Annotated in this window: 18 protein-coding genes and 1 tRNA gene; 3 read left to right on the top strand and 16 right to left on the bottom strand. The window is 37.8% G+C overall.

From position 1 onward, the window contains the following. The first annotated feature begins 239 nt into the window (after positions 1–239). The gene (locus VER_RS08200; RefSeq protein ID WP_162100349.1) at positions 240–2,336 is read left to right on the top strand and encodes an OPT family oligopeptide transporter; all 2,097 of its coding nucleotides are present in this window, start codon (positions 240–242) and stop codon (positions 2,334–2,336) included. 60 nt (positions 2,337–2,396) lie between these two features. Here VER_RS08200 and VER_RS08195 read toward each other — a convergent pair whose 3' ends face one another. Further along, complete coding sequence (locus tag VER_RS08195; protein WP_238390189.1) at positions 2,397–4,391, bottom strand: LTA synthase family protein; 1,995 nt, start codon at positions 4,389–4,391, stop codon at positions 2,397–2,399. A 177-nt stretch (positions 4,392–4,568) separates the two neighbouring features. Between VER_RS08195 and VER_RS08190 the strand changes: the two genes are divergently transcribed. Beyond that, positions 4,569–5,771 (top strand): MalY/PatB family protein, encoded by a 1,203-nt coding sequence (locus VER_RS08190; protein WP_162100348.1) that lies wholly within the window; start codon positions 4,569–4,571, stop codon positions 5,769–5,771. Positions 5,772–5,911: 140 nt separating this feature from the next. On the opposite strand, the gene VER_RS08185 is transcribed toward VER_RS08190, so the two are convergent. The 6 genes from VER_RS08185 to VER_RS08160 form a co-directional block, all read right to left on the bottom strand. Continuing rightward, positions 5,912–7,279, bottom strand: a complete 1,368-nt coding sequence (locus VER_RS08185) for an NAD(P)-dependent oxidoreductase (RefSeq protein ID WP_238390188.1) — start codon at positions 7,277–7,279, stop codon at positions 5,912–5,914. A 262-nt stretch (positions 7,280–7,541) separates the two neighbouring features. Further along, the gene (locus VER_RS08180) at positions 7,542–8,885 is read right to left on the bottom strand and encodes a septum formation initiator (protein ID WP_162100347.1); all 1,344 of its coding nucleotides are present in this window, start codon (positions 8,883–8,885) and stop codon (positions 7,542–7,544) included. 535 nt (positions 8,886–9,420) lie between these two features. Continuing rightward, positions 9,421–9,497: transfer RNA gene (locus tag VER_RS08175), tRNA-Arg, on the bottom strand. A 328-nt stretch (positions 9,498–9,825) separates the two neighbouring features. Then, positions 9,826–10,143, bottom strand: a complete 318-nt coding sequence (locus VER_RS08170; protein WP_162100346.1) for a hypothetical protein — start codon at positions 10,141–10,143, stop codon at positions 9,826–9,828. 142 nt (positions 10,144–10,285) lie between these two features. Further along, entirely contained in the window at positions 10,286–13,330 is a 3,045-nt protein-coding gene (locus VER_RS08165; protein ID WP_162100345.1) for an efflux RND transporter permease subunit, read from the bottom strand. Continuing rightward, positions 13,327–14,421, bottom strand: a complete 1,095-nt coding sequence (locus VER_RS08160; RefSeq protein ID WP_162100344.1) for an efflux RND transporter periplasmic adaptor subunit — start codon at positions 14,419–14,421, stop codon at positions 13,327–13,329. The genes VER_RS08165 and VER_RS08160 overlap by 4 nt, the downstream gene beginning before the upstream one ends. 118 nt (positions 14,422–14,539) lie before the next feature. Here VER_RS08160 and VER_RS08155 point away from each other — a divergent pair, with 118 nt between their 5' ends. Then, the gene (locus VER_RS08155) at positions 14,540–15,121 is read left to right on the top strand and encodes a hypothetical protein (RefSeq protein WP_162100343.1); all 582 of its coding nucleotides are present in this window, start codon (positions 14,540–14,542) and stop codon (positions 15,119–15,121) included. A gap of 71 nt (positions 15,122–15,192) precedes the next feature. Here VER_RS08155 and VER_RS08150 read toward each other — a convergent pair whose 3' ends face one another. The 9 genes from VER_RS08150 to dnaN form a co-directional block, all read right to left on the bottom strand. Further along, positions 15,193–16,557 (bottom strand): hemolysin family protein, encoded by a 1,365-nt coding sequence (locus VER_RS08150; RefSeq protein ID WP_162100342.1) that lies wholly within the window; start codon positions 16,555–16,557, stop codon positions 15,193–15,195. 296 nt (positions 16,558–16,853) lie between these two features. After that, positions 16,854–18,605 (bottom strand): 1-deoxy-D-xylulose-5-phosphate synthase, encoded by a 1,752-nt coding sequence (locus tag VER_RS08145; RefSeq protein ID WP_202922150.1) that lies wholly within the window; start codon positions 18,603–18,605, stop codon positions 16,854–16,856. A 162-nt stretch (positions 18,606–18,767) separates the two neighbouring features. Continuing rightward, on the bottom strand, positions 18,768–20,168 hold the full coding sequence (locus tag VER_RS08140; RefSeq protein WP_238390190.1) for an amino acid permease: 1,401 nt from the start codon (positions 20,166–20,168) through the stop codon (positions 18,768–18,770). Positions 20,169–20,237: 69 nt separating this feature from the next. Continuing rightward, complete coding sequence (gyrB, locus tag VER_RS08135; protein WP_162100339.1) at positions 20,238–22,139, bottom strand: DNA topoisomerase (ATP-hydrolyzing) subunit B; 1,902 nt, start codon at positions 22,137–22,139, stop codon at positions 20,238–20,240. 88 nt (positions 22,140–22,227) lie between these two features. Next, positions 22,228–22,497 carry a hypothetical protein gene (locus VER_RS08130; protein WP_162100338.1) on the bottom strand — a complete coding sequence of 90 codons (270 nt, stop codon included), beginning with the start codon at positions 22,495–22,497 and terminating at the stop codon, positions 22,228–22,230. A 28-nt stretch (positions 22,498–22,525) separates the two neighbouring features. Then, a complete protein-coding gene (locus VER_RS08125) occupies positions 22,526–23,596 on the bottom strand; it encodes a DUF721 domain-containing protein (protein ID WP_162100337.1) in 1,071 nt (356 codons plus the stop codon). A 4-nt stretch (positions 23,597–23,600) separates the two neighbouring features. After that, positions 23,601–24,677, bottom strand: a complete 1,077-nt coding sequence (recF, locus tag VER_RS08120; RefSeq protein WP_162100336.1) for a DNA replication/repair protein RecF — start codon at positions 24,675–24,677, stop codon at positions 23,601–23,603. Then, entirely contained in the window at positions 24,674–24,919 is a 246-nt protein-coding gene (locus tag VER_RS08115) for an RNA-binding S4 domain-containing protein (protein ID WP_162100335.1), read from the bottom strand. The genes recF and VER_RS08115 overlap by 4 nt, the downstream gene beginning before the upstream one ends. 21 nt (positions 24,920–24,940) lie before the next feature. Continuing rightward, on the bottom strand, positions 24,941–26,050 hold the full coding sequence (gene dnaN, locus VER_RS08110) for a DNA polymerase III subunit beta (protein WP_162100334.1): 1,110 nt from the start codon (positions 26,048–26,050) through the stop codon (positions 24,941–24,943). Between the last annotated feature and the right edge of the window lie 100 nt (positions 26,051–26,150).

Raw genomic sequence — 26,150 nt, 5'->3', positions numbered from 1 at the left:
AAAACCTCCTTCAGGTAATCATATTAACTACGTTTCATTCTCTAATTGCACATCAAACATCTTATAATATATGCATTAAATATATAGTTAGTATACCAGATTGCTATGAAAAATTCATGATGAATTGTAATGTATACATTATAATTAACTACAAATTATTGAATTTTGTCCGTATATTTTGTACAATTGTCTAGTAAGGATATTATTTTTTCCTGTTTTAAAAAGTAAGGAGGATTAGTATGAAGCATGATTTTATGAGTCATGACTTGCATCTGCCGGAATTAACGTTTCGCGGTATGCTATTAGGCGTACTTATAACTATTATCTTTACCGCGTCAAACGTATATTTAGGGCTTAAAGTAGGGTTAACCTTCTCTAGCTCTATTCCTGCAGCCGTTATCTCTATGGCTATCCTACGTTTTTTCAAAGACTCTAACGTTCTTGAAAACAACATGGTACAGACTCAAGCATCTGCTGCTGGTACCTTATCAGCTGTTATTTTCGTATTGCCAGGCCTATTGATGCTAGGCTATTGGCAAGGTTTCCCTTATGGTGAAACGCTACTACTCTGTGCTTGCGGTGGTTGTTTAGGGGTATTATTTACCATTCCACTACGCCGCGCTATGGTAGTTAACAGCGATTTACCATATCCAGAAGGCCGCGCTGCAGCTGAAATCTTAAAAGTTGGTAGCCAAGCTCACAGTGATGAAAAAGGCGCCTCTGCTTCTGCTAGCGGTATGAAAGAAATCGTTAGTGGTGGTATTTTTGCCGGTATTATCAGCTTATGTACCAATGGTTTCCATTACTTAGCTGGTGAAATGAGCTTCTGGTTTGGTGTAGGCCGTGGGGTTACCCAATTCCCACTAGGCTTCTCCACCGCCTTATTAGGGGCTGGCTTCCTCATTGGGATTGCCAGTGGTATTGCCATTTTAGTCGGTATGATTATTGCTTGGGGTGGTTTCGTACCATACTTAACCAATGTATTACCTATGGGCGATGCTAAATCAGTAGAATCCTTTGCCATGGCTGTATGGAAAGAAAAAGTTCGTTTCATCGGCGCTGGCTGTATCGGTATTGCCGCTATTTGGACCTTGATTACCTTAGCTAAACCAATCGTTGAAGGTATGCGCATCTCCGTTAAAAACATGAAAATGTCTAACGAAGAACGTGATACCCATCGTATGGATACTGATATGAAACCATCCACAGTAGGTATCGTATTCTTAGTAATCTTAATTGGTCTAGTAATTTGCTTCTACTCCTTCGTAAGTGCCGTTGATATCAATCCAGCTCTTATGTGGACCTTAGTAGTTTGCGGTATCATAATTGCCCTTTGTATCGGTTTCTTCGTAGCCGCTGCTTGTGGTTACATGGCTGGTCTTATCGGTACATCTGCAAGCCCAATTTCCGGTATTGGTATCTTAGGGATTATCATTTCATCCCTCGTAGTTTTTGCCATTGCCTCTGCTAATGACTTATTTGCTACAGAAGCAGGCGTTAAATTCACTACCGCTATGGCTTTATTCATGACTAGTGTAGTTGTATGTATCGCCGCTATTTCTAACGATAACCTACAAGACCTTAAAACTGGTCAACTCGTAGGTGCTACGCCTTGGAAACAGCAGGTTGCTTTATTAATTGGTTCCGTTGCTGGTGCCGTAGCTATCGCTCCTGTACTTAACCTTTTATATGAAGCCTATGGTTTCACAGGCGCCTTGCCTCGTCCTGAAATGGATCCTTCCGCTGCTTTATCCGCACCACAAGCTACTTTGATGACAACTATTGCACAAGGTATCTTTAGTTCCAATCTTGATTGGGATTATATCCTTATTGGTGTTGGTATCGGTATCATCGGGATTATTGTTAACTTAATTCTTAAGAGCACAACCGCTACTTTATCCTTACCACCATTAGCCATTGGTATGGGTATCTACTTACCACCAACTCTTGAAATGCCACTCGTTATCGGTTCTTTCATGAGCTATTTCGTTGGTAAATATCTAGTAAAACGAGCTAAAGAACGAAGCGGTAAATTAGCTGAAGCTGATGTTGAACAATGTAACCGTCGTGGCGTACTCTTTGCGTCCGGTATGATTGTTGGTGAAAGTTTAATTGGTGTATTAATTGCGGTAATCATCGTTATTTCCGTAACCTCTGGTGGTGGCGAAGATCCACTTGGCATGGTAGGCAAAGACTTTGCTAGCACTGCTGAATGGCTTGGCCTTGCAGTCTTCCTCATTACAATTGCTTACTTTGTAAACCTCGTATTGTCTACTAAGTTCAATCGTGAAGAAGCACTCGAAATCCAACGCATCAATGAAGAAGAACATAAATAATATCTTACAATGCACGTGAAAAAACGGCTCCTACAAGTAGGGGCCGTTTTTATTAGTTATCTAGTTCAACGCATTTCCACGTTTCACGCGCCAAATAGCAATAGTGCGTAACTCGTCAATTTTCTGTTTATAAGTGGCTGGTAGCCCTTCTTTTTGCTCATGATAGCCCGTCTGATCAATCCATAATTCATGATTAAATACAAAACTTCCTTGATCAAAAATACTTGGCACCAAACTTTCATAAGTATCACCAGGACGCCCTACTAATTCAGCTAACGTTGGTATAATTTGCAATGAACTAGCAAAGGCAAGGGGAGAATTTGAAGTGCCCGATTCATTACCACCTTTATAACTAGCTAGCCTGTTAGCATCTATACCTGCACCATAGAAAATAATAGGAATCCCCGAATTAGTACGACGATCCACTTCCTTAGCAAAGGTAAATCGTTCCCCATGGTCACCTGTTATAACGAATAAAGTCTGTGGATCCACCGTTTGTGCTTGTTTAACAAACTGCCCCATCATTTGATCTGCATACCAAATATGGCCTAATTCAATGATGCGTTCCGAATCTTCTGGTAACTCCTTAATACCTGTATTCATCACCTTACGAGCATCAAAACCAGCTACATCGAGGTCAATATCATAAGGTGGGTGATTACTAGTAGTCAAAATAAAGTGGAATACTTTTTCCCCCTTATGCGCCGCCATATAGGCTTCTACTTCTTTAAATAGCACACCATCAGGCACTCCCCACGCATTACCTGACTTTTGCGAGAAGGAACCTACATCATGAAACTCATCAAAATTTTGAGCTAACACAAAATTACGCACATCCTGCCAAGCACCAAAACCACCATACCAAAATACCGTTTTATAGCCTAACCGCTTCATGGTAGCTGCTATACCAAAGCCATATTTTTCTTTATACGACTCTTTTTCATAATTCTCATATAGCCCCGTACTTGGCAAACCTGTTACATAGCCATTAACAGCAGGCATAGTCCCTGTTCCATGAGCTAAGCCTTGTAGAAACAAACTATGAGGCGATTGCGCTAAAGCTTTCCCTTCACTAACTAAATAATCGCCAGGCCCTTTAAAAGTATCTAAAAATGGCCATAAAGCGTAACTTTCGCCTAGTACTAACACGACTGTCTTAGGCTGTTCCTGCAAGCGTGGCATACCTATAGTATGGGTAAACGCTGTATCAATAGTAGCAGACTTAGGATTACCACCATTAACTGCTATATATTCTTTTAATTCCGTTTCAGAAATATCTAATTTGAATGCTTGTGCCAACCGTTTTTCACTAGCATATACACGATACAAAGCCTGACCATCATCAAGAATCGCTTCATTTAACACTTGTGAGGGTAAACGGCCTGCATTTTCCCAATTAATAGAGTTACTATAAGTAAAGGCTCCACCAAAGCGTAAAAATACAGCACTTATAGCTAATATAAGTAAAATGCCAATTGTACGACTCCAAAGTGATGTGTTAGATGTAGGACTTAGAGCTTCTAACCACGCGGTGGTACGCGGACATTGATAGTCAATCCAACGCCACGCACACCAACCTAATAATAGCCCTACAACTAAAGCTAACGGTAAACGCCATAATAAACCATATGTATCAATCGCTGTCACTAAAATAGCATACCAATCATCATTTGCCCCATTAATTAGCATGCGATTAAAGCTTGAATTAAAAATAGCAAAATACGGTATGCGCACAAAAAAGAGAAGCGTAAAAAGTATAGTACCGCCATAAGCCAAGAAGCCTCGCAAGTAGCGACGTGGCCATTTTGACCATACTACACAAGGCACCGTAATCAAAAAGAATCCTAAAGCCATAAACAAGCCTGCTGTTTTTAAACTAATACGCAGACCATACCACATAGTTAATAACCAATCGGTTATAGTAACACTTTCATTCAACTGATTACTAAATATAACCACAAAGATTAAGCGGAATACACTTAATAATACAATAAACCAACCTAAGGTTTTAACATCTTGCAATACACCTTGGGTAAAACGATTAAATCTAAGCATATAATAACTCCCTACATAACGCTTACCAATTCATAAAGTACGTCCGTTTCATTATAACACCTCTATTCTCCTTTTTACATGCATTTGTTATAATGAAAGCAGTTCTTATTTTATTTAATTCTTATTATATTTAACTCTAAGATATGGGCTCATTAAACTCATATAGGAGGTGTATATATGTCAAAAACTATGACTACTGAAACATTTTTAAAGCATTATGCCCTAGATCGACGAGGCACTAATAGTGTGAAATGGGATGCCTTACAACAACGATTTAACACGACAGATGTCATTCCCCTTTGGGTGGCTGACATGGACTTTAAAGTGCCTGAAACAGTAATCACAGCCTTAGAAACTAGAATTAAACAAGGTGCTTTTGGGTATTCCTTAATAAGCCCCACCTATCATCAGACTTTTATCGATTGGCTAACTCGTCATCATGGTTATACACCTAAAAAGGGTTGGCTACGTTTTACTAGTGGTACTATCACAACCCTCTTCTGGATTCTCCAAGCGTTTACGAAACCAAAAGACTCTGTTATGATGCTAAGCCCAGTCTATTTTCCTTTCTTTAGCACACCTCAAGATACGGATCGAACCCCTATTTGTAGTGAATTACAACGAGATAATACAGGTCGTTATTATATTGATTTTGACGATGTAGAGCAAAAAATGAAAGACCATCAGGTCAAAGTCTTTATTCTTTGTAATCCACACAATCCAGTGAGCCGTCTTTGGTCTGAAGAAGAATTGACGCGCCTCTTCACCCTTTGTGAACAGTACCAGGTACTCATTGTTAGCGATGAAATCCATCAAGATTTCCACTTTGGTACCTTTACACCAGCTTTAAAAGTTGCTAATGGTCGTTTCAAAGAATCTATTATTACTATGACCAGCGCTTCTAAAACCTTTAATTTAGCATCATTACCAGTGGCCCATATTATCATTCCCAACAAAGCGCATCGTCAGACGTTCGATAATTATGTAAAAACCATCGATCATACTCAATTGTCAGTCCTCAATTTAGTGGCTGCTGAAACGGCTTATCAGACTGGTGATGTTTGGCTTACGGGTCTTTTAGCTACCATTCAAAGCAATTATGAGTTGCTAAAAAAAGAACTGCTCTCTAAAGCACCTAATATAGGCTTTACCCCATTAGAAGCTACTTATTTAGCATGGCTCGATTTTAACGCCTATATAAAACCTGATGAACTAGATAATTTTCTTATCAAAGAATGCCGTGTTGGGGTTAATACGAGTGCGAATTTTGCCCCAGCTACCCCAGGCTTTGGTCGTTTCAACTTAGCCGCTCATCCTGATACAATTAAAGAAGCCGCTAAATGGATTATTCAAGGTTTAAAACAGCGAAACCTCATCTAATCGAAAAAGACCGTTGCCCTACTAATCAGTGGGCAACGGCCTTTTTTATACTATGACTTTTATATACGATTTCTTTATATTATGTGTTTACTATCTGTTTATTACTATCTATTTATTGCCATATGTTTTAGACTATGGGGTTACATATCGCCTAAGAAACGTTTAGCTTCACAATAGTTAACCATACCTTCTACGACCTTTTTGGCAGCACGCATAGCCAATACTACAGTGGCAGGTTTATGTACTACGTCACCACCAGCAAATACACCTTTGCGACTTGTCATACCATATGGCATTTCACGAGTTACTACATAACCATCTTTATTAACTTCAATGCCATTACCAGGGCCCACTAAACGAGCATTTGGCTTATGACCAATAGCAATGATAATCTTATCTGCAGGGATAGTTTCATAATGACCAGTTGGCTTAATAGAACCATCTTCTTGCAGTTCTTGCATTTCACAACGCAAACCTTCTACCACTACATCCCCTTCTACACTAGCAGGGGACGCATAGAATTTAAAATCTACCCCTTCTTCTTTAGCTTCTTTATATTCTAAAGGATTAGCACTCATATTTTCTTCACCACGGCGATACGCTACTGTCACGGAAGCACCTAAACGCACACAAGTACGAGCCGCATCCATAGCCACATTGCCAGCACCAATTACGACTACTCGATCACCACTATTTACTGGAATCGCATCATCCCCAACACGACCATTTTGATGTAATTGCACCGCTGTTAATAAGGCCATTGCTTGTAAAACGCCTGGTTTTTCATCGCCACGCATCGGTAATTCCATAGGCACATGCGTACCGGTAGCGATGAAAATAGCATCATAGCCTTCTTCAAATAAAGAATCAATGGTTTTATCAGGACCAATAATCGTATTACATTCAAACGTAACACCGAGTGCTTTTAAACGATTAATTTCACGGTGTACTACTTCCTTGCTTAAACGGAAAGCAGGAATCCCATAAAGTAAAATACCGCCTGGTTCATCCTGTTTTTCAAAAATAGTCACTTCATAGCCTAATTTAGCCATATCACTGGCAACGGTAAGGCCAGCTGGGCCTGAACCAATAATGCCAATTTTGCCTTGATCTTTAATGATGGGTTTCATACGACGAAGGCCATGCAAACTTTCAAAATCCGCCGCGAAACGTTCCAATTTACCAATATTAATGGGCTTGTTAGCACGATTTAAAATACAATGCCCTTCACACTGTTTTTCACGAGGGCAAACACGACCACAAACAGCCGGCAAATTACTGCGTTCACCAATAATATCATTCGCTTCCCCAAAGTTACCACGCGCAATAGCCTGAATAAAACGAGGGATTTCATTTTCAATAGGGCAACCTGTGCGACACAACGGTTTTGCACAGTTCAAACAACGTTTAGCCTCTGCCAAGGCTTCCTCTAAGGTATAATCTCTATCTTCTGTATAACCAGCTTTAGCAATTTGTTTTGCTTGTTCGCTTGCATCTAATCCAACCATGGATAAACCTCCTCTATCTCTTCTCGTTGATGCTTTCATCAACTTAGTATTGTACCTATCCCCTATAATTATAAATTAATTCTAATATACCATAACGCCCTTGCCTAGTAAATAGGTTAGCCCTATTCCTAAGGTAATGCCAATAAAAAAAGTCACCATTTAATGAAGCTTCATCAAATGGCAACTTTCAAATTCACTATGGAATTGTTGTTTTGTATAGAATCTATTACTTACTGCATAAAACCGTAAAACTAAGAACTACTTACTGAATAAGACCATAGAACATAGCGGCTACTGTGATTAAACCAACTACGATAACGAAGTAATTAGAAACACTTTGATATTTTTTCATTTTTTCTACTTTACGTACCGCTACCATTGGCATAAGTAATAAAATGAAAGCGACTGCTGGACCACTCAAGGTTTCAATAATGCCTAAAATACTTGGGTTTAAGTAAGCAATTAAAGAACAAGTAACCATCATGAATAATAAGATAATACGGTCAATCGTTTTTTCATTGAAAGATTTCTTATTCACTTTACCTAAGTCGATGATAATATCGCGTAACCCTTCATAAGCACCTACATAGTGACCTAAGAAAGATTTTGTAATAGCTACAAAAGCAATAATAGGGGCAAACCAAGCAATAAATGGTGTATTAAAATGATTTGCTAAATAAGAAAGAATGGAAATATTTTTGTCTTTCGCAGCTTGTAAGTCAGCTGGGGATAAACTAAATACGCAGCTATATACGAAGAACATAACCACTACGAACATCAATAAAACAGCATAACGTTGGATGTCACGAGTCTTTTTATCCACTTGATCATCACCATATTCATGACGTTCTTTCATAACAAACGTAGAAATAATAGGGGAATGATTGAAAGAGAATACCAATACAGGGAAGGTCATCCATAAAGTCATTAACATACCCATGCTGCCGCCTACAGGTTCATAGGAAAGAATGGCTGTATTCCACTGTGGAATCAAATACATGCCGATGAGCAATAAAGTAGCAATAAATGGATATACTAAATAACTCATAATTCGTACAATAATGTCTTGACCCATTCGTACGATAGCTAACAAGCCTAAAATAACAGCTATAGTGATGATACTACGATCAATCCCTTCAATGCCAATCTGGTGTGTCAATAAGCTGTCAGTCGTATTAGTAATCGCAACAGAATATAATAACAAAATGGTATAAATACTAATAAAATATACGATATTAAAAAGACGAGCAGCTACAGGCCCCCAGAATTCTTCAACAGCACCAATAATCCCTTTATCTGGTGAAGAAGATGCCATAACCATACGAGCTAACGCACGGTGTGCATAGAATGTAACAGGAAAAGCAAACAAAGTAATTAAGATAAGTGGTAAAATACCACCAATTCCGGCATTAATTGGCAAGAATAACACGCCTGCCCCAATAGCCGTACCAAATAAACCTAACATCCAAACTGTATCTTGTTTGTTCCATTTGCTAGCATCCAACGTTTGGGTGCTTTGACCTACTTGAGATAGTGTTTCTTCCTGTACAGGAATATCTCCTTGCACCGGTATGTCCTTCTGGACCATTGTTTGTTCATTCAACATAACCTTTACTCCTTAAAATGTAACCTCATAAAAAACACGCATACCCTTTCCCAAATATAAGCCCCCAAAAATCCGTTCAGGAAAGACAATTCATATACGTATGATAGCATGGCATGTTTAAAATGACAACTAATCATCATGCTTGTAGTGCATAGAGTGTACATTCACCGTGTTCAATTATCTACACTGTAATCTTTACTATCAATTATAAGAAACTAATAGCATAAAAATAAATATTTTAAATTTATTATTACGTATTAAAATATAAAAACTAAATAATATTAATTTTTATTCTATTTTTCTTTAATTTATATAAAAATAAGATGTAGTATCCACCCCAAAAAGATACTCAAAAAAATACACACTATGTTTAAAAAATTACCTTCTTTTCTTGAAAAAAATCGGTAAAAAGTTACCATTTTTTCGCTTATTTTAGCTATGTATGCTTATTTAATATACCTTTTATCATATTTGGGAATTATTTTCAAATAAAAATAACCACAAGGCTTAAAGCCTCATGGTTACTGAATTCGTATGGTGCGCCTAGGCGGAATCGAACCACCGACACGCAGTTTAGGAAACTGCTGCTCTATCCTACTGAGCTATAGACGCATGTATAACATAGCATATACTTTAGAAAGTTACCCTTTCTTCTCCTATCCTAAGTACGCATGTATGTATATATTATAAACGGAATGCTCGCATATCGCAATATAAGTGGATAGATCACAGCTTAAATAAAAACTATACACAGAGTTATCCACTATTTTATTCACTTATCCACCAAATTTATTTACTTACACACAAGCTATACACAATATATCCACAGAATTTTGTGTATATTCTGTGGATATGTTCGTATTTATGTATTAAATTATAAACTATCCCCGTGTATAACCAACTTAACACAACAGGTGTTAAGGATGCCTAACTGAGGATATTATTCAGGAAAATGCATAGTTCCTTCAATTTCAATAGGACGGCTCCAATCAACTTGCACGTCCGTACGGCCCCACATAACAGTTAAAGCAAGTTTTAAATCAGCTAATGATGCTAATGGATCAACCGTAATGGTTTCATAAGTGTCTAAGCCTATAGCTTTTTCTAATGTTTGTGGCGTATGTAAATAATCCCATACTTTTTGTTGCCACTCTTTGGCCGGCAAAACGACCTCTACTTCATGATTCACCTTGTTATAGCCGATATATCCTTTTTCATCTACCCCATAATGGATCGCATAATATGCAATGTCACTCATTGTACTTGCTCCTTTTCATTATTATTGGCACTTACTCTTTACCTATTTAACCACATCTAGCCCTGTCTAGGCAATGCTATTCGATTAAATTTTATCGTATTAATCGTAAAATTACCAGCAAAAATTCACAATTATAAATGACTTACTTCGGCTCAGCCTTATAATAGACAGAATACATAATAGGTAATACGATGAGTGTTAAAATAGTAGCTACCAATAAACCACCGCTGAAAGCAATGGCCATAGGAGACCAGAAAGCACTCCGCATCAAAGGCACCATCCCTAAAATAGCAGCTAAAGCTGTTAACATAATCGGTCTAAACCGCAAAATAGTAGAGCTAATAATAGCCTCATAGGTACTTTGTCCCTCTCGGCGATGTAATTCTATTTGATCAATTAAGATTATAGAATTACGAATAATCATACCACTTAAGGAAATAACACCTAACACCACCATAAAGCCCATAGGCGTATTCGTTAATAACATCGTTAACACGACCCCTATTAGGCCTAATGGGGCTGTTAAAAGCGCCATGAGCATGAGGGGAATCTTTTTCAACTGGAACATTAAAATAGTCATGATTAAGCAAAGCATAATAGGCATAGGCCCTTTTAAATTATCCATAGCAATATTACTACGTTCAGCAGAACCATCTACTTCAATGGTATAACCAGCTGGTATATTAGCTCTCACCGTATCTAGTTTTTTATTTAAATCATTAGCCAAGGAATTTGCCATTACATTAGGCGGTACATTCCCATGAACCGTAATAGTAGGCTCCATATTACGACGCCAAATAATACCATCTTCATTACCTAAAGAAATGGTAGCAATCTGGCTCAATGGTACATAAGCGCCTGACCCCGTTTGAATAGGAATATTCTGTAACACACTCATATTGTGTTCTTCATTACCACTCAATTTAAATTTCATAGGAATCGTCTGATTTCCTACATAATATTGACCTACGGTAACACCTGAAATTTTTCCTTGTAAATCAGTAGCTACAGTATAACTATCTACGCCCATTAGCCGTGCTTTCGCCGGATCAATGTGAACCTGTATAGTCGGTGTATTATCTGGCCAATCTTCAGAAATATCCGTTATATCTGGATAGGTTTTAAATACGTCTTTCACTTCATTGGCTATATCTTTTACTTTAGCCGTATCTGGTCCTGATACGCGGAACATAATAGGATATTTAGAAGGAGGTCCCGTTTGTAAAAAGGTCATATTCACTAAGGCCGAAGGGAAAGTATCATTTAACTTGGCTCGCAATTCAGTATATAATTCATTTCTATCTTCTAAAGAATTAGCTACAATTACATACTGCATGAAATTATTGCGTTCCACTTCTGGATCTAAGGTCAAAATAAAGCGGGGCGCTCCTTCACCTATATGCGCTGAATAGTGATTAATCCGCTTGTCACCGCTTAAAATTCCATCCAAGGTCTCCGCTTGTTCCTTTGTATATTGTAAGGATGAACTTTGTGGAAATTGAATGGACACCATAATTTCAGGCCGTGTGGAAGCAGGGAAAAATTCAACTTTAATTAAAGGTACGCTAATTAAAGAAACAATAAATAAAGCGACTGTCGTAATCAATACGGTCCGTCGATGACCAAGCGCCCAATGCAAAAAGCGTTCAAACCGTTGTAAAAAGGCTTTTTGCACACGAACAGTCCGCGTTTCACCATGATTATCTTTAATGCGAATTAAACGACTGCCCAATACAGGGCTCACTAATACAGAAGCAAACCAAGATAATAAAAGTGCCATAGCTACTACGATGAATAAGGAATGGGTAAACTCAGCTACGGATCCTTCGGAAAGGAATATAGGCAAAAAGCCTGCACAAGTTATTAAAGTACCACTGAGCATCGGAAAGGCTGTAGATTTATACGCAAAGGTAGCTGCTGAATGGGTATCTAATCCTTCTTCCATTTTAAGAGTCATCATTTCAACGACAATAATGGCATCATCCACTAATAAACCTAAGGAAATAATCAAAGCCCCTAAACTTACTTTATGTAAATCCAATCCATCTGCATACATGCCCACAAAGGTAGTCGCCACAACTACGGGAATGGTTAAGGCTACCACCAGGCCACTTCGCACCCCTAAGGATATAAAGCTAACTACCAATACAATAGCAATCGCTTCAAAGAGAGAGCGAGTAAACTCACTAATAGACTCATCCACCACTTGCGGTTGATTAGATACTTGATCGACTGTTAAACCGACTGGTAATTCCCCTTTATAAGAAGCTAATTTAGCTTGTAAGGCTTCACCAAATTCAATATTATTGGCCCCTGGATCCATGGAAACAGCAATACCAATGGCTGGTTTACCATTAAAGTAGAACAACGGGCTTTCTGGTTCACCATAATCAAGCCGTACCGTCGCCATATCCCCTAAGCGAAGGGTCTGACCATTCACTTGTAAAGGCATTTCACGAACGGCATCAACGCTATCGAATAGGCCATTAACGCGCAGATATACATTATTTGTATCCGTATCAATCATACCAGCGGGGGCCATAGAACTTTGCTGTTTCAACGCATTTAATATGGACTCACTGCTAATATGATAGGAGGCCAATTTATCCTTATTCATTTCCACATATAAGGTTTGTTGTTGCACCCCTTTTAAATCAATGCGTTTCACATTAGGTACAGTCAATAGGACACGCTTAATTTGCTCTGCATAGGCACGTTTTTCTTCATAGGAATAATCCTCTCCCGTTAAGGCATAAATCGTGCCATACACATCATCAAAACGATCATTAATAATAGGTCCTTGTACCCCAGCTGGTAAACTTGACCACTCATCATCTACCATATGGCGTACTTCTGTCCAAGCAGCCCGTACTTGATCATCGGGCAAATTTTCTTTTAAATTTACATAAATAACAGTTTTACTACCATCGGTAAAACTTTTGGTATAATCAAGCCCTGGTAAATCGCGAATCTTTTCTTCTAATTTATCCGTCACTTGTTCAGACATTTGCTGTGGTGAGGCACCGGGCCAAGTGGCTGCTACTACCATGGTACGAATGGTAAAATTAGGATCTTCCATACGACCTATTTTCATAAAGGAAAAGGTACCAATGGCAAAAAACATGGCTATGAAAAAATAAATAATCGATTTATGACGCAAGGCCCAGTCTGCTAAATTGAAATTCATATCCGTACCTTAGTCCCTTCTTCTAATTTATCCGTGCCTGCCGTCACTATACGGTCACCAGCTTGCAAACCAGAACTTACTTGTACACTATTGGCTCCCATTTGGCCCAAGGTAACAGTTATTAATTTAACGGTATTATCTTTGGTTACTACATATACTTGTGCTGTGCTATTTTGTTTAGGTTCTCGTGCCCCCACTAACGCTGTTAATGGTACTTCTAAGGCTTGGCCATTCCCTTCGGTAAAGGCTACATTAGCCGTCATCCCCAGTTGTAACTGTGCAGGTCGATTAGGCAAAGCCACTTTCACTGTATAGGTTCGCGCTGTTGCATCAGGAACTGGTGAAATTTCTCGCACAATGCCTGTAGTTACTACATTTGGTAACGCCCAATAAGTCACCGTAGCTTCTGAACCTACCTTCACAGAGGCCATCATTTGTTCTGGCAAGGCAATCACCGCTTCTGGCTCATCCCCGACCGCTATTGTCCCTACCGTTTGGCCAGCCCCTACCACTTGGCCTACTTCAATAGAACTAGCGGTTATAATCCCATCAGCTGGGGCTATTAATTGCGTATAATTCTGTTGATTTTCACTGGTTTTTATATTAGCCTGTGCCTGTTCTAATTGAGCCGCTGCTACTTTATAGGAATTTTCCATCTGATCTAATTGCAATTGACTTACCGCTTCTTGGGCATATAAAACGCGATATCGTTCTACATTAGTAGCGGCTAATTCATATTGCGATTGAGCGGCTGCTAAAGCCCCTTGTGCATTTTGCAATTGACTGCTCGTATCACTCTGATTTAAGACAGCTAATACTTGACCGGCACTCACTCTATCACCAACAGTAAAATTCTTTTGAATCACACGACCACCAATTTGAAACGACAAAGCTGTTTCATATCGATTTTTAATCGTACCAGCTAAACTATTCTCACTACGTCCTATCTCTTTACCAATCACCATCGTTTTCACGAGGGGTGCTTGCTCCTTTGATTCAGAATCACTACCACATCCACTGGCGATTAATAATATTGCCACTAACATAAGACTTCCCCATTGTTTAATTACACGCCTTGGCTGCCACTGCATCGCATATCCTCCTATATCATGTACTCATTACTATTTTATTTATATTTTAGTTACATTTTACTTTTTATATGGTATAATGTCAAATATATTACAGGTAATATATATAAGGAGACAGTGCATGAATACTAGTCCAAACAACAACAATTTATATAAGCAATTAGTGGACACCGCTCGTTTATTTTCCATGTATAATAGTGAACTGCGCAAACAATTTATCAATGAAGCCTTACCTAAATATATCCATCGAGTTTCACCTCAAATTGTAGAGCGCTTATTGAAGAAAAAATTTAATCATTCGCAAATGCAAATTTTAAATTATGTCGCTCAAAAACCTGATTTAGTGGCTACCTATCAAGAAGTAGTCCAAGCTATGCCATTTTCACAAGGCTTAGTATCAAGATATGTAAAATTTTTAGCCACCAATGGCTTGCTCATCAAGTTTCATCAGCCTACCGATTTGAAATCCGTCCTATTAAAAATCACCGACGTTGGCCAATCCGTATCCTTAGTGTGTGAGGAAATTCATAATTTAGAAATTCAATATTATGAGCAATTATTAAGTCAACTCCCTATAGCCAAAGTTACCCATACCTTAGAGGTCTTAGAAGTACTCATGGGGGGTGATAAAAAAATATCCTTAGATAACTTAGCTAAAACAGATAGTGTTGTACCTGGTCACTATTACAAAAATAAAGATTAATAAATAAGAGCTCATAAAAATAACCCTAATAGCTACTTCTTAACTAAGTAACTATTAGGGTTTATTTTTAATTAAGCCTCTGTAGGTTCTTCTTCACTCATGGCTGGCGGTTCATAGGTTACCATGATTTTATCAATACGCACATTGTCCATATCAACAATTTCAAAGGTATACTCTTCCCACACATACCGTTCTAATTCTTTAGGTATACGGCCAAATAAGTACATTAAAAAGCCACCTACTGTTTTATATAGATCTTCGTTTTCTCCTGGCAGTTCCTTGGTAATATGGAAATATTCTTTAAATTCATCAATATTTAAAAGCCCATCTACCAACCAAGTCGTATCACTGCGCTGAATAACGCGATTTTCTTCTTCTTTTAATTCATCTTCACTAGCTGGCATAAGACCTACTAGCTTTTCCATAATATCATGCAAAGTAACTAGGCCACTAAAACCACCATATTCGTCTAATACAACTGTTTCATGAACCCCTTCTGTACGAAAGACTTCTAATAGCTTCATAAGACTAATCGACTCAGGCACCATAACCGGCTGCTTCGTACATTCTTCTACCAATTGTTTTAATGTCTTATGACCACCTTGCTTCATATGTTCCGCAAAGACGTCAGCCACTACGACTAAGCCTTCTAATTCATCTAAGGAATCGCGGCCTACAGGTAATCGATAATGAGTGGAATGACATAATCGTTCTTTAATTTCTTCGTCAGGACTATTTAAGTCTAACCATTTTAACTGCGTTCGTGGTGTCATAACATCACCAGCACTTAAATCAGCCAAACGAAATACATTATCTACCAGACGTGGTTCGTCCTTTTCAAAAGCGCCCAATTCCACACCTTGGGTCAACATTTTATTAATTTCTAATTCTGTTACTGGCGCTTCTTCTTTATCTTTGACGCCCATAATTTTTAATAAAGACGACGTAGAAACGCTTAGTAACGCCACTAAAGGAGTCGCTACAACAGCAAAATAATGCATCGGTACCGCCATAAAAATAGCAATTTTCTCTGGTGCATTAAGGGCCAAACGCTTAGGCACTAATTCCCCAATCACTAAAGATAAATATGTTGTTAAGGAAACAATAATAATAGGGCTTACAGAATCAGCATAGCTTGCTAAGGCCGGTATATATTCTTTAATAACTTTAGCCATCGGCTCCGACAAAGCGGCGCCTGAATACAAACCAGTAACGATACCAATTAAGGTAATCCCAATTTGTATAGTGGAAAACATCTGATTAGGATCTTCCGACAATTGAATGGCTCTTAAAGCGCCTTTACTACCTTTTTCAGCACTATCTTCTAATAAACCTTTACGGGCATTAACAATCGCTAATTCGGTCATTGAAAAAATACCATTAGCTACAATTAATAATAAAATTATTAATATTTCCAGACCTACATCACCATCCACTGATTTATCACTCTCCTCTTACTTCAAGTGGATACGTTATTACATGTACCATATGTACTTACACATGTACGCTTGGTATATATCATATATACTTACCGTATAGTATACCAAAATCTACGTTATTTCGCTATGAGTAATCACAGTTTATAAAAAGAAGCCTTATCCTACCTCACGTAATACGGGTAGAACAAGGCTTACTTTTTTATAAAAAATTAGCGTATTTATAGCAGCTTAATGTATTTATAACAACTCAATGTGTCTATAATAAATTAACGTATTGATGTATAATCTCTGACTTATTTGTTTAAAATACCTTTAATATCAGCGACGATTAATTCAGGCGATAAATGATAACGAGCTACTAATTCTTTCATAGGCACCCGGTCATTCACTTCTTTTTTCATACCAATATTTAATACTTTGACATCCGTAGGACCATAGAAGCGAGCTACTTTTTCACCAAAGCCACCGTCTAATACGCCATCTTCCAAAGTAACCACTAAGCTATGATTAGCTTTTAAAGCTTCTAACGTTGCTTCATCAACTTCAGAGGATAAACGAGGATTTACTAAGGTTGCTTCAATGCCTAATTCAGCTTGTAAAACTTCTTTAGTACGTAAACCTAAATCATAGAATGCACCAAGGCCTAAAATCGCTACCGTATTACCACGCGCTGTTACTTCATTTGTTAAAGCACCTGTAAAGGCTTTACCAGCTTCATAAGTCTGTACTTTGCCACCTGGCACACGAATCATAACAGGCATTTCAGTCTGGTCTAAAGACCAATCTAACATAGCTATTAATTCTTCTTTTGTAGCAGGCGATAAAACACGTAAATTAGGGATATTATTCATCATAGCCATGTCAAAAGCACTAGAATGGGTAGCATCCATGGAAGAAATGCCGCCCCCTAAAGGGAATGAAATAATCGTGGCAGGATTACTGTTCAAAGCTAAATCTTGTGTTAATTGGTCATACGTCCGTTGTAAGAACGTACCAGCATCCAAAATAACAGGTTTAGCCCCATTTTTAGCAAGACCAGCTGCCATAGCTACCATATGTTCTTCAGCAATGCCTACATCGATAAATTGTTTACCTGCTTCAGCGCGACGGTCTGCTGTAAAACCAGCAATCCCAGGTACCCCCGCCGTTAAGCCCACTACTGTTTTATCCGCTTTCATTTTAGCCAATAAATGGGTAGCAATAATTTCATCAAAATGTTCTTCTTTCATATAAGCATCCACATCAAAGTGTTTCCCCATAATATAATGGTAATCTTCTTTATTAGCTTCCGCTTCTGGTAAGCCTTTCCCTTTAACCGTAACGACATGAAGAACTACTGGATGATCTGTATCTTTCACCGCTTTAAAGGCTTTAATTAAAGCTTCTAAATCGTGACCATCTTCTACAAACACATAGTTAAGGCCCATAGCTTTGAAGAAATTATTAGTGGCTGTGCCCTTGCTATCCCGTAATTCTTTTAAATGAGGATATAAACCACCTTCATTAGGGGCAATGGACATATCATTGTCATTAAATAAGACAATAAAATTACTACCTAAGGTAGCGCTCACATTGAGGCCTTCCATGGCTTCGCCACCAGATAAAGAACCATCCCCTAAAATAGCCACTACATTGCCAGTTTCACCTTTTAAATCACGAGCTTTCGCTAAGCCAGAAGCCAAACTAACGGCTGTAGACGTATGGCCTACTGTGAAAAAGTCATGTTCACTTTCATTAGGGTTAGTATAGCCTGAATACTTCGTATACGAAGCAGGATCCGTAAAAGCAGCTTTACGGCCAGTTAAGATTTTATGAATATAGGATTGATGCGACACATCAAAGACAAATTTATCCTTTGGTGAATCAAAAACATAGTGTAAAGCCAAAGTAGCTTCTACAAAACCAAGATTAGGTGCCATATGACCACCAGTTTCAGAAACACGGGTAATCAATACTTCACGAATTTCTTGAGCTAAGGTTTTTAATTCTGCTACACTCATACTTTTAATATCTTGTGGTGTATTTACACGATCTAATAAATTCATATACATATCCTTTCTACTATCATCTCTATTTATTGAATATAATGTTTCAATAGTTCTAAAATAAAAAGCTCCATAGCCATAAATAATTGCCTTACTTATGACTACGGAACTTATTATAGAACTTGAAGTTAACTTCAAGTCAAGCATTAAATTTAATTTTTTCTATTTTTCATAATCCCGTTCTAAATTAACTTCTTTTAACGGAATAATATGAGTCTTATTTTTAGCCTTATAACTAGCATATACTAACAAGAATACAGGAATGCCAATGTAAGCCACACTAGCGCCATACCAGTCAATCGTATCACCAGTAAAAGCTGTGTAATTTTGGCCAGCAATGATGATTAAACATAAAATCATCGCGAAAATTGGACCAAAGGGGAAGAATAAAGCTTTAAATGGAATAGAATCTAAGCTCTTACCTTGTTCATGGAACGCACGACGGAAACGATAATGGGCAATAGCAATACCTAACCAAGCAATAAAACCACTCATACCACTAATATTAATTAACCAGTTATAAGCTGTCCCTTCACCAATTAAAGAGGTTAAGAACGCAAATACCCCAAAGGCAGCCGTTGCTAAAAGCGCTGGTACTGGCACGCCACGAGAATTTACTTTAGCAAATACCTGAGGCGCATCGCCTTCTTTAGCCATAGCATACAACATACGAGTTGATGCATATAAACCAGAATTACCAGCTGATAATACAGCTGTTAAAATAATGGCATTAATAAAGCTAGCAGCAAAGGCAAAACCAAATCGATCCAATACTAAAGTAAAAGGACTAATAGCAATGTTTTCTACACTGGCATTTAACAAATTAGGATCATCATAAGGAATTAAGAAGCCAATCACTGTAAAAGCACCAATATAGAATAATAAAATACGCCAGAAAATAGAATGGATAGCTTTGGGAATATTCTTTTCTGGATCTTCTGATTCCCCGGCAGCTACACCGATTAACTCAGTACCTTGGAAGGAGAAACCAGCTACCATGAAGATAGCTAAAATAGCACCAAAACCACCAACAAACGGAGCATCGCCACGAGTCCAGTTTTCAAACCCTGGCGAAGTGCCACCAATTCCTAAAATCAACATGGTGCCTACAAAGAGGAACACAAATACAGTAATAACTTTCATGCTGGAAAAGAAATATTCACTTTCCCCAAAGGAACGGGTAGATAAATAGTTCATCAAAAATAAAGCACATAAGAATAAAGCTGACCATACAATAGCTGGAATATCTGGGAACCAATATTTCATGATTAAAGCACCTGCTACCAATTCAGCAGCCAATGTAATAGCCCAGTTAAACCAATAATTCCACCCCAAAGCAAACCCAAAAGCAGGATCTACATAACGAGATGCATAGGTTCCAAAGGAACCTGGTACCGGTAAATAGGTGGCCATTTCACCAAGACTAGTCATTAAGAAATACACCATAATACCAATAAAACCATAGGCCACTAAGGCACCACCAGGGCCAGCAGTACTAACTACTTCACCACCAGCTACAAATAAACCAGTACCAATGGCTCCACCTAGCGCAATCATATTCATATGACGCGATTTTAGACTTCGTTTTAATTTATTATTCGCTTCGCTACTCACTAGATAGCCTCCCCCCTGTTATAAATCCAAATTACGAACTAATTTTGCATTATCTTCAATGAATTTACGGCGAGGTTCTACCTTATCACCCATGAGGACACTAAAAATTTTATCCGCTTCAATAGAATCTTCTAAACTTACTTGCAAAATAGTACGATTTTCAGGATTCATGGTTGTTTCCCAGAGCTGTTCTGGGTTCATTTCCCCAAGACCTTTGTAACGTTGAATCGTAATATTATCGCGGCCAATTTCATCTAATTTAGCTGCCATTTCTGCATCGCTATACACATACCAATGACCTTTACCTTTTTTAATTTGATATAAAGGTGGCTGGGCAATATAGACACGCCCTTCTTCAATTAATGGTTTCATATAACGATAGAAGAAAGTTAACAACAATGTACGAATATGGGCACCATCAACGTCCGCATCAGTCATGATAATAATTTTATGATAGCGACTCTTGGCTAAATCAAATTCTTCCCCAATCCCCGTACCAAAAGCCGTAATCATGGAACGAATTTCATTATTGGCTAAAATTTTATCTAAGCGAGCTTTTTCCACATTTAGAATCTTACCACGCAATGGTAAAATTGCTTGATAACGACGATCACGCCCTTGTTTAGCACTACCACCAGCGGAATCCCCTTCGACTAAATAAATTTCAGTCATTAATGGATCTTTTTCAGAACAATCGGCTAATTTACCTGGCAACGAACTAATTTCTAACGCATTCTTACGACGTGTTAATTCACGGGCTTTACGCGCTGCTTCACGAGCTCTATTAGCTGTCGTTGCCTTATCAATAATGCGTTTAGCTTCAGCTGGATGTTCTTCTAAGAATGTTTTAAGTCCTTCAGACACTACCGTATCGGTAATCCCCTTTACTTCACTATTTCCTAGTTTAGCCTTAGTTTGACCTTCAAACTGAGGATTTAATACTTTCACACTAACTACTGCCGTCAAGCCTTCACGTACATCGTCGCCAGACAAATTACTTTCATTATCTTTAATTAAGCCTGCTTTGCGGCCATAATCATTGAGGGTACGTGTTAAAGCACTACGGAAACCGCTTAAATGAGTTCCCCCATCAATGGTATTAATATTATTAACAAAGGATAAAAGATTTTCGCTGTACCCATCATTGTATTGGAATGCAACATCCACCACTACATCATCCCGTGTATTTTCCACGTCAATAATCGTAGGATTTACTAAATCTTTATTTTCATTTAAGAATTCTACGAAGGATACAATGCCCCCTTCGTACATAAAGCTTTCAACGATTGGTTCTTCGGCGCGCTTATCTGTTAAGGTAATGCGTAACCCCTTATTTAAAAAAGCTAATTCTTGCAAACGAGTACGCAATACACTGAAATCAAACACAGTCGTTTCAAAAATTTCAGCATCTGGTTTAAAAATAACGGTTGTCCCCGTATCCTTAGCTTCACCAATGACCTTTAATGGTGTTTTTAAATGACCACGTTCAAAGGTAATTTCATGTTCTTTCCCATCTTGACGAACTTTGACAATCGTCCATTCGCTTAAGGCATTAACTACAGAAATACCTACACCATGAAGACCACCTGATACTTTGTAGCCGCCGCCACCAAATTTACCGCCTGCATGAAGCTTAGTCAATACTAACTCAACCGCTGGTACCCCCGTTTCATGCATGCCACAAGGAATACCACGGCCATCGTCAATAACCGTAATACTATTGTCTTCATTAATATTTACTTCAATATGCGTACAATAACCAGCCAAGGCTTCGTCCACACTATTATCAACCACTTCATACACTAAATGGTGTAGCCCTTTAGAAGATGTACTACCAATATACATCCCTGGGCGACAACGTACCGCTTCCAGACCTTCTAAGACCTGTATATTATCGGCACTATAATTTTGTTCTGCCATCCTATATCCTCCCTATTTTAGTAGTAATTAACTCTATATTGTTAGGATTTACTTTTTTTAAAGATTTACCCTTAATTATACTCTATTTTTATCGTTTTGTGTATAAGCTAACGGGAATTCCTGTAGCTGCCCGCTGTAAACGCCGTCCTACGCCCGTAATTGACATACTTAAACCATAAATGGCATCAACCGTTACTAAATAACTTTCAATCGGCTCATCAGGAAATACATGGATTACTTCACTATTTTGCCACTGCTTATTGCGACGGCGCCGTCCCTTTAATAGTGGAATATCTTGAACTACCGCTACTATATCCTCAATAGATACACTATACATATCTGATAAATGTACAAACATAATTAAATCCCATCACTTTCTTAATTATTTAATGTCGATTATACTTAGCTATTTTTTGCTCATATTGAGAGCGCATTTTTTTTACTGCATTTTGCACAAAATCTTTGTCCAATTGCTGTGCCTGCTTATGAGTAATCAACATGAGCAGCATATATATATCATAATTATCATCAGAGGCTTCACGAATTACGCGATTTCTAAAAAAATATACACATTCCCTATGGGCTAGCTGATAATCAACCATAGAACACAGTGGTATTTGTTTACATACAGCCTCATAGACTAAATGTGGTTGTTCAAATAAAAGTGACTTAATACTTTCAATATGCTGCCGATACGCATGGTTTGCTTTTTCTTTAGCTTTTAAAATGCAATTCATACAAAGGGTATCTTCCGGCCCTACTAATGTATCACAGTGAGCACAAGCATGATACCCATGGTCCTTCAAATACTTTGTTTTCTTATATTGTTTAATCTGAGTCTCTCTGAATAACTCACGCATTTTGGGATCTGGAATCATAGCCACTACCTTATCAATCTGAGCTAGCTCTGCCTCATTAATAGGAATAGCCTCAAAATTTAATAAAGGCCTTTCATACTGCTCTGTTTTACCAGTAGTGCCATAATAAACTTGCCCTTCATCCTTAATATAGCTTTGCCGATACATAGAAAGCTGTACATCCTTTATAAGTTCCTTGCCATAATAAGCATTAACTTTTTGCAATAATTGTCGTTTCATCATTTGCAATTGTTGCAAACAAGGTGAATTTAAAGCACCTACTTTTATTATAGGTGGCGCAATGGCCATAATCCTAGTTTGCTTCCCCAATAAAGGTCCCACTACCTTAGGCCAATCATGGTAAAGACGCATAATAGCAAAGCTTTGAAATACTTTAAACTGACTATATTTACTATCTAAATGGGCATCATATTGCTTAATATAAGCATCTCTTTTATAACCTACAGGCCCCGCGGAACGATGACTATCCGTAAGGTTCGTTATATAATCTACCACTGGTTCTTTTGTACTATCAGCTGTAGTGCCATGGGCTCCTGTTTTATCCTTAATAGACGCTGTATTTTCATCTTTGCTATTCATGGTCTCACCGCCTTTCACAATTAACTAAGGCTACATCAGTTAAATGCTGCACTTCTTCTAAATCGGTCGTAGTAATAAACGTTTGAATTCGTTTATGAATAAACTGTAATAAGTTTTGTCGTCGTTCTTTATCTAATTCACTTAATACATCGTCAAGCAACAAAATCGGATATTCACCGACTTCCGACTTAATATATTCTAACTCACTCAATTTAAGTGATAAAATAGCAGTTCGTTGTTGCCCTTGAGAGCCAAATCGTTTTAAATCAATAGGCCCTGAGAAAAAGCCTAAATCATCACGATGAGGGCCAAAAGACGTACTCATACGCTGACGATCTACCGGCAAATTAGCTTGTAATTGATTATACAAGGCTTCTGGTTCAACTATATAGGAACCTTCACTTTGGTGCTGGTCATAGGTCAGTTTTAAATTTTCTTTGCCACCTGTCAAACGGCGATTCATCAAATCTAAGAGCAAATTAATCTTACGCAAACTATCCAGCCGTTTTTTTATAATAAACGAGCCTGTTTCTGCCAGCTGATAATCCCATTCTGCTAAGGATACCTTACGTTTACCATAGGAATCTTTCAGCACTTTATTGCGCTGCTGTAATATTTTATTATACATGCGCAATTGTTGATAATATAAAGCGCTAGTTTGTGAAATTTCTATATCTAAAAAGCGACGCCGTAAGGACGGACTGCCTTTTATTAATTGCAAATCCTCTGGGCTAAAAATAACCGTATTCAAGGTGCCCATCAATTCTTTTTGCAAAATTCGATTGCCATTAAGACGAATATCTTTCTTTTCCTTACCACTTAACCGTAAATTGATTTTCTGCTTAGTATCTTGCTTTATAAATTCCACAATAATGCCTGCTTCAGTAGCACCAAATTGTAATAAATCTTGCGTATCATTCGTGCGATAGCTTTTACCAATGGTACTTACATAAAGGGCTTCTAAAATATTACTTTTCCCTACGCCATTAGGTCCATAAAGAACAATTATATGTGGTGGAAAGGTCCAATTAGCTTGCGTATAGTTACGAAAATTAACGAGCTCTAAGGAGTGAATGTTCACTCGTCAGCCTCCTCTTGTACGACTAGTAAAGTGCCTATACCTTGAATTTCAACTACATCATCAGGATAGATTTTTTTGCGCTTTTCATGGCAAATTTCACCATTAACAGTTATTTTTTGATCATCTAATAAAAATTTAACTTGTCCACCGGTTCCAATAATTTGTTCAAATTTTAATAATTGATCCAATTTAATATAAGGGGTATGAATTTCAACTTGAATTGGTTCCTTCTTAGTGTTCATAGTTTTCTCCTAACTCAGCGCTTAGTTAGTCCGCACTGGTGTTACAACATAGGTATAGTTTGGATTGTCATCTTGACGAATAACAACAGGACCATTTTGTTTTAAATATAAATGGATACGATCACCACTGCTGTGACGTAAAATATCACCAATGTATCGACCATTAAAGGAAATCGTAAATGGTGTGCCATTAAATTCACAAAGGACTTCTTCTTTGGCCATGCCAATTTCAGCATTTTGCGTGGATAAAGTAACTTCTTTATCATTCCAATCATAACGAATAACATTATAGCTAGCATCTTTAGCTAATAAAGATACGCGATCAACAGCGCCTGCAAAATCACGACTATTTAAGATAGCATTGGAATCAAATTGAGAAGGAATTACTTTTTCATAGTCTGGATATTGACCTTCAATGAGTCGTGAGAATAAATAAATAGTATCAAATAAGAACACTACATTCGTGCGATTCCAAATAATGCGAACCATAGTTGGCTGATCAGTTGGTAACAAACGAGATACTTCCGCTAAGGTTTTAGTTGGGATTAGAATACGCATAGCCGTTGGCATTGTTTCTGTTAAAGTAATCTTTTTAACAGCCATACGGTGCGTATCGGTAGCTACCATAGTTAAATTATTACCTTCACCTTCTAATAAAGCGCCAGTAAAAATAGGGCGATCATCATCACTAGCTGCTGCATAATTGGTTAAATCAATCATTTGTTTAAATTGTTCACCATCTACATCAATATGGTATTCATCATGAATTTGTTCTACTAAGTTAAATTCACTAGCATCCATCATGATTAAGTTAAATTGTGAACTTTCAGAACGTAATACTAACTGCTTTGTATCTTCATTAGATTCTAAAGTAATCGTATCAGTCGGTGTTTTACGAACCCATTCCTGGAAATAACGAGTGCTTAATACGATGGTGCCTTCTTCAATAATATGGGCATCAATAGTAATACGAATACCAATTTCATAATCATTGGCTTGCATTTCTACTTTACCATTTTTAGTAGTTATATAAATAGCACCTGGTAAATTAGAACTTGTTTTGTTTTGACTTACTTTAGCTAAGGCATTAAGTGCTTTCTGTAATGTGTCTTTTGAAAATTGAATTTTCATAGGTACTCCTTTACTAATACTGATGTGATTAATTTTTAATTATTAGTAGTCTTAGTAGTAGGGGCGGTGGATAAGTGGATAAGTGTTAAAAAGTAGCATT

Origin of the sequence: Veillonella sp. R32, from assembly GCF_010093125.1 — a bacterium.
Classification (GTDB): domain Bacteria; phylum Bacillota; class Negativicutes; order Veillonellales; family Veillonellaceae; genus Veillonella_A.
Note: the sequence above shows the minus strand (reverse complement) of the source record. Positions and strands in the feature narration are given on the sequence as shown.

Coding starts and splice junctions, on each gene's coding strand:
- dnaN (WP_162100334.1), bottom strand. CDS start 26,050: ATGAAAATTCAATTTTCAAAAGACACATTACAGAAAGCACTTAATGCC.
- VER_RS08170 (WP_162100346.1), bottom strand. CDS start 10,143: ATGAGTGACATTGCATATTATGCGATCCATTATGGGGTAGATGAAAAA.
- VER_RS08200 (WP_162100349.1), top strand. CDS start 240: ATGAAGCATGATTTTATGAGTCATGACTTGCATCTGCCGGAATTAACG.
- VER_RS08140 (WP_238390190.1), bottom strand. CDS start 20,168: ATGAATATGATTGCGCTAGGTGGAGCCATTGGTACTGGTTTATTTGTA.
- VER_RS08180 (WP_162100347.1), bottom strand. CDS start 8,885: ATGTTGAATGAACAAACAATGGTCCAGAAGGACATACCGGTGCAAGGA.
- VER_RS08165 (WP_162100345.1), bottom strand. CDS start 13,330: ATGAATTTCAATTTAGCAGACTGGGCCTTGCGTCATAAATCGATTATT.
- VER_RS08145 (WP_202922150.1), bottom strand. CDS start 18,605: ATGAATTTATTAGATCGTGTAAATACACCACAAGATATTAAAAGTATG.
- VER_RS08125 (WP_162100337.1), bottom strand. CDS start 23,596: ATGAATAGCAAAGATGAAAATACAGCGTCTATTAAGGATAAAACAGGA.
- VER_RS08130 (WP_162100338.1), bottom strand. CDS start 22,497: ATGTTTGTACATTTATCAGATATGTATAGTGTATCTATTGAGGATATA.
- VER_RS08155 (WP_162100343.1), top strand. CDS start 14,540: ATGAATACTAGTCCAAACAACAACAATTTATATAAGCAATTAGTGGAC.
- VER_RS08195 (WP_238390189.1), bottom strand. CDS start 4,391: ATGCTTAGATTTAATCGTTTTACCCAAGGTGTATTGCAAGATGTTAAA.
- VER_RS08115 (WP_162100335.1), bottom strand. CDS start 24,919: ATGAACACTAAGAAGGAACCAATTCAAGTTGAAATTCATACCCCTTAT.
- VER_RS08160 (WP_162100344.1), bottom strand. CDS start 14,421: ATGCAGTGGCAGCCAAGGCGTGTAATTAAACAATGGGGAAGTCTTATG.
- VER_RS08190 (WP_162100348.1), top strand. CDS start 4,569: ATGTCAAAAACTATGACTACTGAAACATTTTTAAAGCATTATGCCCTA.
- VER_RS08185 (WP_238390188.1), bottom strand. CDS start 7,279: ATGGTTGGATTAGATGCAAGCGAACAAGCAAAACAAATTGCTAAAGCT.
- gyrB (WP_162100339.1), bottom strand. CDS start 22,139: ATGGCAGAACAAAATTATAGTGCCGATAATATACAGGTCTTAGAAGGT.